General features: G+C 67.1%; 14 protein-coding genes and 1 riboswitch. Of the genes, 7 read left to right on the top strand and 7 right to left on the bottom strand.

Annotated elements, in window-relative coordinates; genetic code table 11:
- Positions 1-203: 203 nt before the first annotated feature.
- The gene (locus ACVT6V_RS28450) at positions 204-1,157 is read right to left on the bottom strand and encodes an ERCC4 domain-containing protein (protein ID WP_489897396.1); all 954 of its coding nucleotides are present in this window, start codon (positions 1,155-1,157) and stop codon (positions 204-206) included.
- A complete protein-coding gene (locus ACVT6V_RS28445) occupies positions 1,150-2,259 on the bottom strand; it encodes an isochorismate synthase (RefSeq protein ID WP_489897395.1) in 1,110 nt (369 codons plus the stop codon). Before ACVT6V_RS28445 ends, ACVT6V_RS28450 begins: the two co-directional genes overlap by 8 nt.
- Before the next feature lie 94 nt (positions 2,260-2,353).
- Positions 2,354-2,467, top strand: a riboswitch (SAM riboswitch).
- Positions 2,468-2,483: 16 nt separating this feature from the next.
- On the opposite strand from ACVT6V_RS28445, the gene ACVT6V_RS28440 reads away from it, so the two are divergent.
- Positions 2,484-3,782, top strand: a complete 1,299-nt coding sequence (locus ACVT6V_RS28440; protein ID WP_489897394.1) for an aminotransferase class V-fold PLP-dependent enzyme — start codon at positions 2,484-2,486, stop codon at positions 3,780-3,782.
- Between the two features lie 90 nt (positions 3,783-3,872).
- Here ACVT6V_RS28440 and alc read toward each other — a convergent pair whose 3' ends face one another.
- Positions 3,873-4,856 (bottom strand): allantoicase, encoded by a 984-nt coding sequence (gene alc / locus ACVT6V_RS28435; RefSeq protein WP_489897393.1) that lies wholly within the window; start codon positions 4,854-4,856, stop codon positions 3,873-3,875.
- Positions 4,857-5,037: 181 nt separating this feature from the next.
- On the opposite strand from alc, the gene ACVT6V_RS28430 reads away from it, so the two are divergent.
- Genes ACVT6V_RS28430 through ACVT6V_RS28420 form a run of 3 tightly spaced genes read left to right on the top strand, consistent with a single transcriptional unit; the run spans position 5,038 to position 7,591 of the window.
- The gene (locus ACVT6V_RS28430; RefSeq protein ID WP_489897392.1) at positions 5,038-5,538 is read left to right on the top strand and encodes a MarR family winged helix-turn-helix transcriptional regulator; all 501 of its coding nucleotides are present in this window, start codon (positions 5,038-5,040) and stop codon (positions 5,536-5,538) included.
- A complete protein-coding gene (locus ACVT6V_RS28425; protein WP_489897391.1) occupies positions 5,535-7,247 on the top strand; it encodes an MDR family MFS transporter in 1,713 nt (570 codons plus the stop codon). The genes ACVT6V_RS28430 and ACVT6V_RS28425 overlap by 4 nt, the downstream gene beginning before the upstream one ends.
- Positions 7,244-7,591, top strand: a complete 348-nt coding sequence (locus ACVT6V_RS28420) for a hypothetical protein (RefSeq protein WP_489897390.1) — start codon at positions 7,244-7,246, stop codon at positions 7,589-7,591. The genes ACVT6V_RS28425 and ACVT6V_RS28420 overlap by 4 nt, the downstream gene beginning before the upstream one ends.
- Before the next feature lie 203 nt (positions 7,592-7,794).
- Here ACVT6V_RS28420 and ACVT6V_RS28415 read toward each other — a convergent pair whose 3' ends face one another.
- From ACVT6V_RS28415 to ACVT6V_RS28400, 4 genes are all read right to left on the bottom strand, one after another.
- Positions 7,795-9,417: an acyl CoA:acetate/3-ketoacid CoA transferase gene (locus tag ACVT6V_RS28415; RefSeq protein WP_489897389.1), complete on the bottom strand. Its 1,623-nt coding sequence runs from the start codon at positions 9,415-9,417 to the stop codon at positions 7,795-7,797.
- Positions 9,418-9,486: 69 nt separating this feature from the next.
- On the bottom strand, positions 9,487-9,936 hold the full coding sequence (locus tag ACVT6V_RS28410; RefSeq protein ID WP_489897388.1) for a MaoC family dehydratase: 450 nt from the start codon (positions 9,934-9,936) through the stop codon (positions 9,487-9,489).
- Between the two features lie 50 nt (positions 9,937-9,986).
- The gene (locus ACVT6V_RS28405) at positions 9,987-11,150 is read right to left on the bottom strand and encodes a glycerate kinase family protein (RefSeq protein WP_489897387.1); all 1,164 of its coding nucleotides are present in this window, start codon (positions 11,148-11,150) and stop codon (positions 9,987-9,989) included.
- Positions 11,147-11,890 carry an SDR family NAD(P)-dependent oxidoreductase gene (locus ACVT6V_RS28400; protein WP_489897386.1) on the bottom strand — a complete coding sequence of 248 codons (744 nt, stop codon included), beginning with the start codon at positions 11,888-11,890 and terminating at the stop codon, positions 11,147-11,149. The genes ACVT6V_RS28405 and ACVT6V_RS28400 overlap by 4 nt, the downstream gene beginning before the upstream one ends.
- A 154-nt stretch (positions 11,891-12,044) precedes the next feature.
- On the opposite strand from ACVT6V_RS28400, the gene ACVT6V_RS28395 reads away from it, so the two are divergent.
- The 3 genes from ACVT6V_RS28395 (at position 12,045) to ACVT6V_RS28385 (ending at position 15,209) form a co-directional block, all read left to right on the top strand.
- On the top strand, positions 12,045-13,202 hold the full coding sequence (locus ACVT6V_RS28395; RefSeq protein WP_489897385.1) for a dihydrodipicolinate synthase family protein: 1,158 nt from the start codon (positions 12,045-12,047) through the stop codon (positions 13,200-13,202).
- Positions 13,203-13,205: 3 nt separating this feature from the next.
- A complete protein-coding gene (locus ACVT6V_RS28390) occupies positions 13,206-14,111 on the top strand; it encodes a sugar phosphate isomerase/epimerase family protein (protein ID WP_489897384.1) in 906 nt (301 codons plus the stop codon).
- Between the two features lie 75 nt (positions 14,112-14,186).
- Positions 14,187-15,209 carry a LacI family DNA-binding transcriptional regulator gene (locus tag ACVT6V_RS28385; RefSeq protein WP_489897383.1) on the top strand — a complete coding sequence of 341 codons (1,023 nt, stop codon included), beginning with the start codon at positions 14,187-14,189 and terminating at the stop codon, positions 15,207-15,209.
- Positions 15,210-15,347: the final 138 nt, after the last annotated feature.

Here is a 15,347-nt window from a genome sequence, read left to right as displayed (position 1 = left end):
GCGCCTCGCTCCTCAGGGACCGCAGTGGGGAGCGCTGGGCTGAGGGTCGGGGTGGTCTGACTCGATACGGTCGGCGTCGGGTATGTGGCTCGGGGCCGGTTGGTGCGCATCGTCCGCTGGTTGAGTAGGCCGGAGCGCTAGCGGAGGGCGTATCGAAACCTGGTGACGGACAGCGCAGAGCCCACCGAATCCACGGTGAGTACTCAGTCCTGTCTGTCGTTGCGCTTCTCCCACGCCTCGCGAACGCGCGCAGGGATGCGGCCCTTGGTGGGTACCTCGACTCCGTTGGCCACTGCCCACGCGCGGATCTCGGCCGGTCCGGCGGCGGGGCCCTGCAGATCGTTCACGACGATGTCGGTGCGGGTGGACAAATGCCACTCGTGCAGTGCCGCGCCGAGCCAGCGGTAGGTCCACTCCTCGGCCAGTTTGCGGTTGTCGCAGAACACGATCGGCACCTGCGGAAAACGCACCTGGGCTTCGGCGACTGCTTCGGCCAGTGTCGAACCCGCGACGTATTCGCGTTTGAACACCGCGCTGTAGGGTGCCTCGACAACGACTGCGGCGCGGTGCAATCCGGCGAGATCGGAGAGCTGGTAGGTTATCTTGCCCGACGTCAGACCGGAGCTCAGATCGTCGATCGACTTGCGTTCAACCGCGGCGATCACGGTCTCACCATCGGTGACCGCGTAGTCGCCGGCAGGCAATTTGCGTCGGGTCGTCTCGGCCTGCTGATGTGTGAACCCATAGGCGTAACGCTCGCCGCTGTCCACCACGATCGTCAGAACCTGACCGTGCGCACGGGCTTTCGGGATCGCCACGTTCGGACGTGCCTGCTTGGTGGTGCGCCGTGACTGCCAGAAGATCATCTCCCGACCGCGCGCCTGGGTGAGCACGAACTGCGATCGGTTCTCCCGGCCGCGCTCGAGGACGAGGTCGATGGCGGCGCCGCGCCGGGATACGGCCCGTACCGGAAGCTGTTCGACGATCTCCGGATCGGACGGCCATTCGACGGCGCGATGGCAGTAGATCTTGCTGGTGCGCGGCCAGGTCTCGCGGACCTTGAGGATGATCCCGTTGGCGCCGAGAGGAATTCGTACGAGGTAGGGGAGCGAGGAGCCCTCCTCCGGATTGCGCGCGATCAGGAAGTCGTCAGGCATGCTCGATCCCGAGCGCATTGAGGACGGTCCGCAGTTTCGCGGTGGTCTCGTCCACCTCCGCCTGCGGGTCTGACTGCGCGACGATGCCGCCGCCGGCCCAGGTCCGCAGCGACCGACGGTCGGCGGCCAGTTCGAGGCACCGGATCGTCACCATCCAGTCCCCGTCGCCCGATTCGTCGCACCACCCGACGGCACCGGCATATAGTCCCCGCGGCTCCTCGTTGTCGATGATGAACTGTGCCGCCACGGAATTCGGTGTTCCACCGACAGCCGGCGTGGGACCCAGACGCAGTGCCAGGTCGAGCGAGGTCATCGTGTCGTCGCGAAGGGTTCCGTGGATGGTCGTCGCCAGATGCCAGATCTCGCCGGTGGAGCGCACCTCGGGCGACGTCGGTGCGTCGAGGTCCTCGCAGATCGGTGCGAGTTGCCGACGCAGATGGTCGACGACGAACGCGTGCTCGGTGAGATCCTTGGCCGACGCGGCGAGAGCGGCTGCGGCCGCGCGGTCGGCCTCGACATCATCGGACCGAGGCGCGGACCCGGCGTACGGCTGACACGTCACCGTCCGACCGCGCTTGCGTAACAACATCTCCGGGCTGGCGCCGAGTAGCCATGCGCCGTCTCCACGGACCGCGCCGACGTCGACGGCGAACGCATTGTGCTCGGCGTTACCCGCAGCGAGGGCGGTGAGCAGCTCGGCGGGATCGACCGCCGGTTCGACGATCAGATCCACTGCCCGGGCGAGCACCACCTTGGCGAGGTTTCCCTCGGCGATCTCCTTGATCGCCCGTACCACGCGATCGCGATGGGCCGACGGCTCCGGACGATAGGTCGCCGACGCGATGCGGTGCGGCGTGGCGGCCCGGCCCGGCAGCGGTTCGGGGGTGCGAGCGAGTGTCTCCGGGGTCAGAAGGGCGGCCGGCTCGGCCGGATCGAACGGGATCGCGCCGGTGATCGCGCCGACCGTCCGCGCGCGCACGGCGTCGGCGGCCGCGTGCGCATCGGTGAACCGGCGTCGCACACCGCGCGCACGGACCGTGCCGTCCGGGCGTGACAGCACGAACACACCGGCGTCGGTGTCGTCGCCGTCGAGGTTCGCCATGCGTCTCACGCTACCGTCGCGGGTTCGCGCGGGTGTTTCGCGCATGCTGATCCAAAGGTTGACTCCGATCATCCGATGGGCGAATCTTGACGCGGGTCATGAGTGCCAGTGCCAAGCCCCGGCTCGCTGGTCGGCAACCCTCCTCCGCGGTGGGGTGCTCCGGGTGACGACCCGGCCGTGTTCGAGGTGATCACGGCAAGTGCGGATTCCCAGGAGTATTTGTCATGTCTGCTGTCCTCTCAGCGCCGTTCGTCAAGCCCCTCGCCGACCTCGGATCGGCCCACTCGTGTGCCACGCGGGCACCGATCGCACCGTTGGCCGAGGTCGTCGGCGCCGGTGAGCTCGTGCCGCTCCGTACGGGCGGTTCGGTCGCGTACGCGAATCTCGACTACGCCGCGAGCGCGCCGGCGCTCGTCGACGTCGCCCGCGTGGTGCAGGAGTCGTTGGCGCAGTACGCGAGTGTGCATCGTGGCGCCGGCCACCTGTCGCAGATCACCACCCGCCGCTACGAGGCGGCCCGTGACGTCGTACGGGGGTTCGTCCGCGGGCGGGTCGACGACACCGTGGTCTTCACCCGCGGCACCACCGATGCGATCAACCTCGCAGCTCATGTGACGTGCGGTGATGTCGTCGTACTCGACATCGAGCATCACGCCAACCTGCTGCCGTGGGCTCGCGGCGGATCGTCGCGGGTGCGTGTCGTCCGCGCCGCCTCGACGATCGAGGACACGCTGACCGCGCTCGAGGCGGAACTCGCGTCATCGCCGGCGGCGCTGCTGGCGGTCACCGCGGCGTCGAATGTGACGGGTGAGGTGTTGCCGATCGGGCGGCTCGCATCGATCGCGCACCGCAACGGCGCACGCATCCTCGTCGACGCCGCGCAGCTGGTCGCGCATCGTCGGGTGTCGATGGTCAGCCACGGCATCGACTACCTGGTCTTCTCCGGGCACAAGCTCTACGCGCCGTTCGGCGCCGGCGTGCTGGTCGGCCGGGGCGACTGGCTCGACGCGGCCGATCCGTACCTGTCCGGCGGCGGGGCGTCGGCCACCGTGTCCGTGGGCGACACCGAGGTCGGGCGCTCCAGCGTCGAATGGCACACCGGTGCGGCCCGCCACGAGGCGGGCTCGCCGAATGTGCTGGGCGCCTTGTCGATCGCGGCCGCCTGCGAGGCGCTTGCGGCCATCGGCCTCGAGTCGATCGGAGTGCACGAGGCGGCATTGCTCGCCCGCCTGGACGACGGCCTCGCCGGCATCGACGGTGTCACCCCGTTACGGATCTTCGACGACTCGACCGAACGGGTCGGCATCGCCGGCTTCGCCGTGGCCGGACACGCGCCGCGGCTCGTGGCCGAATACCTCAGCGACAGTGCGGGTATCGGTGTTCGCGACGGCAAGTTCTGCGCGCACCCGCTGCTGAACCGGTTGGGGTATCCGGACGGCGCGGTGCGGGCGAGTTTCGGCCTCGGCACCGGTTCCGCGGATATTGACCGGCTGGTCGACGCACTCTCCGGTCTCGTCGCCTGACAACCGCGCGCCCATCAGGCATCCGCGCGCGTCGCTCCATGCGCGGATGCACGCCGGGCGCGCGGTATCGGGGCGACGCCAGGTGACGCGTCAGGCCTCGCCACGCTCCCACTGCTCGACGAGTTCGGCCTCGGCATCGCCGGTCAGGGTGCCGTAGAGCTTGAACCGCGCCATCCCGCCGTCGGGGAAGATGTCCATCCGCGCCTCGGTCATGGGTCGATCGAGGTCGATGACGAATCGGTGACGTGTGTCGGGCTGCAGGTCGGTGCGGGGTAGGACCTCGAACCACTCGCCGTCCTCGCCGTCGCGGCCGCGGACCGTGGCGGCACCGGGCGCATTGCCGAGGAAGTAGCTGGTGTCGAGCTCGACGAGGCTCACCAGTCCGCGGCCGGCGAGGCGGACCTGCACCCAGTCGTTGCCGTCGTCGCGGCGTCGCGACGTCTCCCAGCCCTCGCCCATGTTCCGGGCCCGGCCCGGCATCAGCAGATTGTTCGGTGAGCTGTAGAACATGTTGGAGCAGGCCGTGATCAGGCCACCGTTCTCCAGCGCCGCGAGGTCGAAGTGGCCATAGCGGAAGAAGTGCGGGTTGGGCACGCCGCGGCCGTGCACGCGGAATCGGGCCACACCGCCGTCGGGGTGCATCGTGAGGCGTACATGGGTGAAGCGGTTCTTCGCGTCGACCTTAAACGGATTGCGGGTGTCTCCCTCGGCGGGACTGCGCTCGACGATGGTCACCCACTCGACGTCGTTGAGGAGCTGCTCGACCGACACGACGCCCTCGACCGCGGCCGCCTCCACCGAGATGAACGGCGGGTAGTTGCCCTTGAACCACGACGTGTCCACCACCACGCCATAGATCACACCCGGCGCGCCGAGGCGCACGATGGCCTGGTCGACTCCACCCACTCGCCGACGACGCGTCTCCCAGCCGTCGTAGATCTGACCCTTGTGGCCGAACGTCGCCGGCTGGTACTGGGCCGGTGCCGTCTTGATCAGGTTCTGGGCCTCGGCGAACAGATCGTCGTTGGTCCACACCACGGCGCCGCCGAGGTCCCGAAGTGCCAGGTCGGGCATCGAAGTGAAGTGGGGCCGGTTTCCCGTCGGGGGCGGTGGTGCAGGAGTCACGACCTCTGATCGTAGGTACTCGTTTGCCTTCGATCGAATCCGAGCGCATACTTGCGGGCGGCAACTAATTGCAGCCTACAACTAATTGCAATGAGAAAGTAAAAAGATCCGACGGCTGAGGAGGGGGACCGTGCTCGATCAATCGGCAATCGACGAGTTGTTCGATGTACTCGCGCGGTACATCCGTGTGCGGGATCGGGCCGTGCACACCACGTTCAAGACCGCCGACGGTGAATTCGAGACGGCGGCGTTCAAAGGCCTCTTCCACCTCGCCCGACAATCGATGCGCTCGCGAGAGTTGGCGGAGAGCCTCAACGCCGATCCATCAACGGTCAGCCGTCACGTGGCACAACTCGTCGACCTCGGACTCGTTCGTCGCGAGGCCGACCCCGCCGACGGCCGTGCCACCCTTCTCGTCATCACCGATGCCGGGCGGGAACGCGTGGAGTCCATGCGGACGGTGCGGCGAGTCGCGATGGATCACGCCATGTCGGACTGGACCGATGACGAACTGTGGACGCTCGTCCGTCTACTGACGCGGTTCGTCGACGCGGCCGAGACGATGGTCGTGCCGCCGCCGTGCGACAAGAACCATCCGTCGCTGACAGACCTTGTGAAAGGACAATCATGACCGAATCGACGGCCGCAGACGTCACCGCGGCCCACGACGACAACACGGCGGGGGCCGGGCTGACACACCGTCAGATACTGACCGTGCTCGCCGGTCTGATGAGTGCGATGTTCCTCGCCGCACTGGATCAGACCATCGTCTCGACGTCGATCCGAACGATCGCCGACGACCTCAACGGCTACGACATGCAGGCGTGGGCCACCACCGCGTACCTCGTCACCGCGACGATCGTGACGCCCCTCTACGGCAAGCTCTCCGACCTGTACGGCCGTAAGCCGTTCTTCATGGTTGCGATCTCGATCTTCGTGGTCGGGTCGCTGCTCTGCAGCATCGCGACGTCGATGTATGAGCTGGCGGCGTTCCGCGCATTCCAGGGCCTCGGTGCCGGTGGTCTGATGACGTTGGCGTTGACCACCATCGGTGACATCGTGCCGCCCCGCGAGCGCGCCAAGTACCAGGGCTACTTCCTCGCGGTGTTCGGCACCTCGAGCGTGCTGGGCCCGGTCCTCGGCGGTCTCCTCGCCGGACAGAGCTCGATCCTGTGGGTCTCCGGCTGGCGCTGGGTGTTCCTGGTCAACGTGCCCATCGGCCTTCTCTCGCTGCTGCTGATCTACAAGGTCCTGAACTATGACCAGCAGAAGGGTCGGGGTGGGCGCACCGACTACTGGGGCGCGACGGCACTGGCCGTGGCGGTCGCTCCGCTGCTGATCGTCGCCGAACAGGGACGCGAATGGGGATGGACCTCGGGCCTGTCGCTGCTCTGCTATGCCATCGGCGTGATCGGCGTGGGCGTGTTCATCTGGATCGAGCACAAGATGGGCGACGAGGCGCTGATCCCGTTGCGTGTCTTCAAGAACCCGATCTTCTCCCAGGGCATCGTGATCTCGGTGATCATCGGTGCGGCGATGTTCGGCGGCATCTCGATGCTGCCGCAGTACTACCAGGTCCTGCGTGGATCGAGCCCGATGGTCGCCGGCCTGCAGATGCTGCCGATGGTATTGGGCCTGATGACCGGTTCGATCGTGTCCGGCCAGCTGATCTCCCGCACCGGCCGCTACAAGATCTACCCGATCATCGGATCGGTGCTGGTCACCGTGGGTGCGTTCCTGATGCATCTCGTCGGGGTGGACACCCCGGTGTACCTGGTGATGCTGACCGCTGCCCTGATCGGCTTCGGTCTGGGCAACCTGATGCAGCCGATCATGTTGGCGATGCAGAACATCCTGCCGCCCAAGGACATGGGACTGTCCACCGGCACGTCGACCTTCTTCCGCCAGATCGGCGGCACGATGGGCGTCGCCGTCTTCTTCTCGTTGCTGTTCTCCCTGATGGGCCCGAACATCCACGACGAGATGACCGCAGCCGCAAGCCAGCCCGAGTACCGGACCGCCGTGGTGCAGGCCGCGCAGAGCGACAACCCGAAGGTCGCGCAGTTCGCCCAGGGGTTGATGGCAGCCGCGGAGAACCCGGGTCAGGCTTCGGGGGCCTCGGACAGCGTGATGTCCGACACCTCCGTGATCAGCGAGCTCCCGACCGAGCTCGCCCGCCCCATCAAAGTCGGATTCGCCAATTCGATGGACACGGTGTTCCTGGCGGTGTCGATCATGTCGCTGATCGCCATCCTCGGGACGGTCACCTGGAAGGAACTGCCGTTGCGGACCGGTCGTCCGATCGGCGCGGCGAAGGAAGAGGTGCCGGCCACGGCATGAGCCTGGCTGTCGGCGGGGCGACCCTGGTCGCCCCGCCTGGCGGCGGCGACAGAACCCTGGATTTCGCCGACGGAACCTTGGATTTCGCCGACGGAACCTTGGATTTCGCCGACGGAACCTTGGATTTCGCCGACGGAACCTTGCTTCGCGTCGAGAGAACCCAGAAAAACGCCGACAGCACCCACCATTTTGATTTCGCCCCGCCGGTGGCGAGGTCGAGGTGGGTGCTGTCGGCGTTTTTCTGGGTTCTCTCGACCGCCGTCAGGCGGGTCTCGAGGTTGGCTCGCCGGCTGTTGGGCGGGTTTCGAGGTGACGTCACCAGCGTCGGCCGGGTTTCGAGGTGACGTCACCAGCGTCGGCCGGGTTTCGAGGTGACGTCACCAGCGACAGGCGGGTTTCGAGGTGACGTCACCAGCGTCGGCCGGGTTTCGAGGTGACGTCACCAGCGTCGGCCGGGTTTCGAGGTGACGTCACCAGCGACAGGCGGGTTTCGAGGTGACCTCACCAGCGTCGGGCGGGTTTCGAGGTTGGGCGCGCGCCACGCCAGTCAGGTCGCGGGCAGGGCTCGGATCCGGCTGTGCGCGGGCATGGTTTCGAGGGTCAGGCCGACTGGTTCGGGGGAGAACAGGCCCGCGGACATGGTCTTCAGTTCCGGGTCGACTAGGAGCTCGAACTCGGATCGGTCGAGGATGTCGCGCTGCAGATCCACCCCGGGCGCGATCTCGATCACGGTAAGACCCTCGGCGCGCAACTCGAGGACACAGCGCTCGGTCACGTAGAGCACCTTCTGTCCGGTCTGCAGGGCCCGCTTGCCCGAGAAGGTCGGCGAATCGACGTCGGCGACCAGCTTGGTGTGCGAGCCGTCGGTACGGATCTGCAAGGCGCCGTCCTCGATCGCGATGTCACGCTTCCCTGCGGTGAACGAGCCGACGAAGACGATCGCGGGTGCTCCCGACGTGATGTCCACGAATCCGCCGAGCCCGGCGGTCACATGACGACGTTTCGGCAGGCTGTGGACGTTGACGTTCCCGTGGCGGTCGATCTCGAGGAATGACAGCAGCGAATGTCCGAACCCGCCACCCTGGAGAAGGGTGAACTGGTCGGCGCTCTGCATGATCGCGTCCGGGTTCTGCGATACGCCGAACACGAAGTCCAACAAGGGAACACCGCCGACCGCGCCCTGTTCGATCACCCAGGAGACCGCCTTGGGCAACCCTTCCTCGACCAGGACATGGGGAACCAGGGCAGAGACACCGAAGCCGATGTTGGCGATCTCGCCGGACCGTAGTTCGCTCGCGGCGCGACGGGCCATGATCTTCTCCAGGGAGAACGGCACCGGTTCGAGGGTGCTCAACGGACGGCGTAGCTCGCCGGAGATGGCGGGGTCGTATGTGGTCTGGGTGGTCTGCAGCTGATCCGGCGCGACAACGATGGCGTCGACGAGAATGCCGGGCACACGGACCGTCTGAGGACTGAGGCTGCCGCCTTCGGCCAGATACTTGACCTGCGCGATGACGATCCCGCCGTTGTTGTGGGCGGCATACGCGAGATCGAGCGCGCCCAACGGTGAGGCCTCTTCCTCGAAGGTCAGGTTCCCGAACGTGTCGGCCGTCGTCGCGCGGATGATCGCCACGTCCGGCACGACGGCGTCGTAGAACAGCCATTCCTGCCCGTCGATCTCCTGGACCCGCACATAGGCGTCGGGCGTGACGGTGTTCATCCGGCCGGCGCCGACCCTGGGGTCGACGAAGGTGTCCAGACCCACCTTGGATAGCACGCCCGGCTGTTTCGCCGCGGCGGCACGGTGCAGCTGGAACAGGATTCCGGCGGGGAGGTTATACGCCTCGAGCTCGTTGTTCTCGATCATCTGCCAGATCGCGGGGGGCTCCGCCGACGACGGGCCCGACGGATACGACCCGGCGACAACCCGCGACAGCAGACCCGGTTGGGCCAGGTGATCGATGCCCTTGATGCCCCACATGTCTCCCGACGCGATCGAATGGATGCTGGTGAGATCCTGCGGAGACCGGGTCTCGCGGAATCGTTCTCCGATCCCCTCGAGAACGGCGTCGGGGCAGCCGAGTCCGGAAGACGAACTGACCGTGATGGTGTCGCCGTCGGCGATCAGATCCGCGGCCTGACGGGCGGTGAGTATGCGAGGGATGTGCATGGTGGTGACTCCTGAAGAGCGCGTTGATGATCGAGATTGATGCGAAAGGATGACGCGGCAGACGTGTGATCACGGCCCGTCGGGCAGGAACTTCATGACGTGCGTCGCGACCATGCACGTCTCACCGCGCTGATTGGTGGCGACGATGGACGAGTACGACTTGCTCGCCGCCTCGTCGATCGTGTCGACGGTGTAGGTGATCGTCACGGTGTCACCGAGGAACACCGGCGCCACGAAGCGCACCCGGTCGTAGCCGTAGGACACGGCGCGGCGGCCCGCCCGGGCGGCGATCTCGGTCGACGCGGTCGACGACAGGCCGAGGATCAGTACGCCGTGCGCGATGCGCTCTCCGTACGAACCCGCCTCCATGTACGACCGGTCGATGTGATTGGGCGCGAAGTCGCCGGTGATGCCGGCGAAGCCATAGACGTCGTACTCGCCGACGGTCTTGGTGAAGGTGGCGGTGTCGCCCTTCTGCAGACCGTGGCCGGAGCGTGCGACCTGATGCGATTCACTCATGTCCTGTACTTCCCTTCTCGGTGGTCCGGTCGGGTCGAACCGGGGATTGATCACGAAAGCGCTTGTGCCGACGACAACTGCCCGGCGGCCTCCCGCGCCGCGATGCGGGCGAAATGCAGAGGCGCATCGATGGCCCGTTCGGCCGAGCCGGCGACCTCCGACAGCGACACCGCGAGATCCGGGGCGGGAGCCGCGACGTCGCCCGCCATCACCAGGGTGCGCACGCCGGCGGATATGCAGTGGCCGAGCACCGTCCCCACCAGCTTGCCGGTCATCGACGTGGCGTCGAATCGTCCCTCGCCGGTGATGACCAGGTCCGACGTGGGGACGGCAGCGGCCAATCCGGTCAGTTCGGTTATCCGCTCGGCGCCGGGGACCAGAGTGGCTCCCCACGCGCGCAGACCGAAACCGACTCCGCCCGCGGCGCCGGTACCCGCTTGTGACCGATCGATCTCGAACAGCGGTTCGGCCAGATCCGCGAACCGCGCGAGTGCGTCGTCAAGAGCCTGCCGGGTGGCCAGATCGGCGCCCTTCTGCGCTCCGAATACGTGTGCCGCGCCCGTCGGGCCGCACAACGGCGCGAATGTGTCGGTCATGACCTCGACGCCTCCCGGCGGTGGCGGGATCAGACCGGCCGTGTCGATATGAGCGACCCGCTCCAGGTCCAGGGTATCGGCGATGTCGAGACGGCGCCCGCCGCCATCGAACAGGCGAAGGCCGAGTTCGAGAAGCGCACCGACGCCTCCGTCGGTGGACGCAGAGCCGCCGAGACCGACGACGACACGTTCTGCGCCGTGATCGATGGCCGTCCGGATCACCTGACCCAGGCCGCGCGACGTCGCGCGGGTGGGGGCGGGCGCAGACATCAGCGGCAGCCCACTGGACTCGGCGAGCTCGACGACGCCCACCGACCCGGGGAGTTCAAGCCATCGCGCCGCGACCGGTTGTCGGTCAGGCCCGCACACGGGCCGGCCGACGACGTGGCGGCGGGCCCGGGGCTCGGAGGTGGCGATCGCGTCCAGCGTGCCCTCGCCGCCGTCGGCTTGGGGCAGGACGGTGAGGCGATCCGCCGGCCGGGCCTCGTGCCACCCGAACGCGATCGCATGGGCGATCTGATCGGCGGGAGCGCTCCCCTTGAACGAGTCCGGTGCGATCACGACGCTCAGAACCCGGTCGTCGGGAACGGTCGGCCCTGCGATGCGATGGGTGGTCATGTGATCGAGTAGCCGCCGTCGACCGGGAGCACGACGCCGGTGACGTATCGGGCAGCGTCGGAGACCAGGAAGGTCACCACGTCGGCCACATCGTCGCCATCGGCGAAGCGCTGCAATGGGATTCGGGCCAACTTCTGCGCGCGGAACTCGGCCTCGCCGAGCACGTCCGCGGTCATCGGCGTCTCGATGTATCCGGGTGCGACGGCGTTGACCCGAATGCCGTACTGCCCCAGTTCGACCGCGAGACCCTTGCTCAGCTGGGTCAGGGCGGATTTGGTCGCGCCGTAGGGCACGATGCCGGGAACCGCACGATCGGCGGACAGTGACGCGATGTTCACCACACTGCCCTTCGACTCGATGAGGGCTTTCGTCGCCTGTCGGATCAGGCGGAAGGCGGCGGACACGTTCACCTCCCACAGTCGCTCGAAATCCTCGTCGGAGATGTCGATCGCGTCGGTGCGTTTCTGGATGCCGGCGGAATTGACGAGCACGTCGAGTCGCCCGGTGCGCGATATCGCCTCGTCGATCGCCGACTGGCTGACGGCCGCGTCGGTCAGGTCGCCGCACACTCCGAGGCCGGCCATGGTCTCCATGACGGACACGACCCTCGGGTCCGCGTCCAGTCCGATGACGAACATCCCTTCTCGCGCCAGGCCGCCGGCGATCGCCGACCCGATGCCACCGGCGGCGCCCGTGACGATTGCTGTTCTGCCCGTCAGTCCGTTGTTCGACTCGACCATCGGGTCCTCTTTCCGGATCGGACGGCTTGCCCGCAGGCAGCCGTCAAGAAACTGTTTTCACAATTCGAGTGCTCAACTGTGGAGCCTTTACCTCGGTGTTCTGAGGGTATAGGCTCTCCACCACAATCCGCAAGAAAGCGATTTCAGGAGTTTCATGATCACCATCGACCTCCCGGTGGCCGGCGGCGGCACCGCTGCCCACAGCTTCGGTGACCCCGCTGCCCTGACCACCGCGGCAACACCTCCGACGTCACGTGAGGTGTTCGCGGCCGCCCACGTGGTCGCGAACCCGTATCGGGCCTCCGCCGAGGGCGGCGCCGATCAGATCGACTGGGAGGCCACGCTCGGACTGCGCCACGACCTGTGGTCGCTGGGTCTGGGTGTCGCCGAGGCCATGGACACCTCCCAGCGGGGCATGGGGCTCGACTGGGCCGGTGCGCGTGAACTCGCCACCCGGACCCTGCGTGCGGCGCACGAGGTGGGCGGCCGGGTCGTGGTGGGCATCGGTACCGATCACCTCAAGACCGATGACCCGACGCTGCGCGACATCATCGGCGCGTATCTCGAGCAGGTCGCCGCCATCGAGTCTCTCGGCGGGTCGTGCGTGATGATGGCCAGCCGCCATCTGGCCGCGGTCGCGACCACTCCCGACGACTACGTCACGGTGTATGACGCGGTTCTGTCGCAGGCCTCCAACCCGGTCGTACTGCATTGGCTCGGAGAGGTTTTCGACCCTGCCCTCGCCGGCTACTGGGGGCACCGCGATCCGTCGACGGCGATGGACACCGTGGTCTCGATCATCGCCGACCACGCCGAACGAGTCCGGGGCATCAAGGTCTCGCTCCTCGATCCGGTGCAGGAGATCCGCCTCCGTAACCGGATCCCCGACGGGGTCCGGGTCTTCACCGGTGACGACTACAACTATGTGGACATGATCGCCGGCGATGGCGACGGGCACAGCGACGCACTGCTGGGGGCGTTCGCCGCCGTCGGCCCGTACGCGTCGTCGGCGTTCGCACAACTCGATCGAGGCGATGTGGCCGGCTTCCGTGACATCCTCGGTCCGACAGAACCCTTGTCGCGCTTGATCTTCACCTCACCGACCCAGTACTACAAGGTGGGCGTGGCCTGGCTGGCATACCTCAACGGTCAGCAAGATCATTTCCGGATGATCGGCGGCTTCGAGACCGGGCGCACCCTGGTGCATCTCGCCGAACTGATCCGGGAGGCCGACGGGATCGGGTTGTTCACCGACCCGGATCGCACAGCGCAGCGCGCACGTGCGTACTTCGCGGTTCACGGGATCGGGTGAGGGATGCGCCTGTTCGATTGCAGCCTGAACTCCGCCACGATCCGCGGGGCCTCCCTCGACTCCGTCATCGGCCTCGCGGTCGAGCACGGATTCGGTGGTGTGGGCCTGTGGCGTGACCTGCTCGACGACGCCGACATGACCGATGTCGCGAGGCGAGTCGCGACGTCCGGGCTGCGCGTCAGCAGCGTGTGCCGTGGTGGCATGTTCCCCCAGCCCACGGCCGAACTTCGGCGGGACCGTCTCGAGGACAACCTCCGTGCCATCGACCAAGCGCACGCGTTGCGGGCGGACTGCTTGGTGTTGGTGTGCGGACCCGCGCTGCACGGCGATCCGGCCGGGGCGCGCGAGCAGATCCGTGACGGGATCGAGGCTCTCGTGCCTCATGCCGCGGCCGCCGGAGTCGAGTTGGCGGTGGAGCCGTTTCATCCGATGATGGCCGCCAGTCGCTCTGCGATCACGTCGTTGCGTGAGGCGATCGCGCTGGTCCAGACGATCGGAAGTCCGCATCTCGGACTCGCCGTCGATTCCTATCACCTCTGGTGGGAGGACGAGCTGCACGAGCGCATCGGCGCGTCGGGAGACCTGATCCGGTCGGTCCAGCTCGCCGACTGGATGACGCCGATCCACGACGAGCTCGCCAGCCGGGGCATGCCGGGGGAGGGGGTCATCGACATGGCCGGATTCCTCTCGGACTGTCGGGAGGCCGGATACCGAGGTCTCGTCGAGGTGGAGGTACTGAGCAGCCGATGGTGGGCGTGCTCCCCGGCCGAGGTCGTGGCGACCGCCGCTCGGGCGCTCGCCGGCCTGTCCGATACCGTCGACGGACACGGAGTCCAGGAATCGCTTTCTGCAGATCGCCCAGAATGTGACACCCGGGCAGTATCGTCCATGACCAGGCACGATGGATAAGGTCTGCCAGTGTGCGTGACCGGCCCGGCTGCCGGTGCCGAAAATTTTCTCAGCCCACCAGCGAGGACGAGGTTCATGTCGACACAACGCCCCACCGCTCCGCGATCACGACCGACCATCGCGACGGTCGCCGAGGCCGCCGGTGTCTCGATTGCCACCGTGTCCCGGGTCATGAGTGGTTCGTCCAAGGTCAAGCAGGAGCTCGCCGACCGGGTTCACGAGGCCGCCGACCAGCTTTCGTACCGGCCGAGCCGAGCAGCTCGTGGACTGGCGCTCGGCAGCCTGCGCAACATCGGGGTCATCCTGCCCGATCTGACCAACGCGTACTTTTTCGATGTCGTGAACGAGATGCATCGGGGCGCCGCGGAGCACGGCTACCGCATGCTCGTGGCGGACTCGAACGGTGACCCCGACGAAGAACTCAACACCGCGCTCGACCTGCTGGGCCAGGTCGACGGTCTGGTGCTGCTGTCGAGTCGGATACCGACGTCGGGCCTCAAGCAACTCGCGCGCGGGCAGGCGCCCACCGTGCTCATCAACCGGATCGAGCTCGGGGTGGATCTGCCCATGGTCGCTGCCGACAACTTCACGCCCACCATGCAACTCTGCAGTCATCTGGCTCGACTCGGGCACACCCGGGCGGTGTACATCGGTGGATCGGAACTGGCGTGGCAGAACCGCGAGCGCTGGCGTGCGGTGCAGAGTTCGTCGGCCTTCGGTCTGGAGACGACGAGCGTTGCGGCCGACGGCACCGTCGAGGGCGCATACGCGGCCGTCGGAGAAGCATTGCGTCACGAACCGACCGCATTGATCTGCTTCAACGACCTGAGCGCGATCGGGGCCATCTCGGCGCTGCGCGACGCGGGCCTGCGCGTACCCGAGGACATCTCGGTGACCGGATTCGACGACATCGTTCTGGCGCGCCACATCGCCCCCCGGCTGACGACGGTGAAGAGTCCGAAGATCGAACTCGGGCGACGCGGCTGGGACCTGATGCGGGCGATGCTCGACACCGAGGAGCGGCCGGAGTCGCCCGACCCGTTGCCGGCGGAGATGGTCATCAGGGAGTCGACCGGCCCCGCGCCGGTCCGGGACTGAGCGCGCGGCGCGGAACAGCCGTGCAGTCGTAGGTGACGGAATTTCCTCCAGAGCTACGCAAGGTATTGAGAAAGCGCTTTCTCTGCGATACAGTTCACACATCAGCACAGCATGTATCTGCTGACACAGGAGAGAAAG

Source organism: Gordonia sp. LMA167 (assembly GCF_058130025.1).
This window is presented reverse-complemented; position numbering and strand designations above follow the sequence as displayed.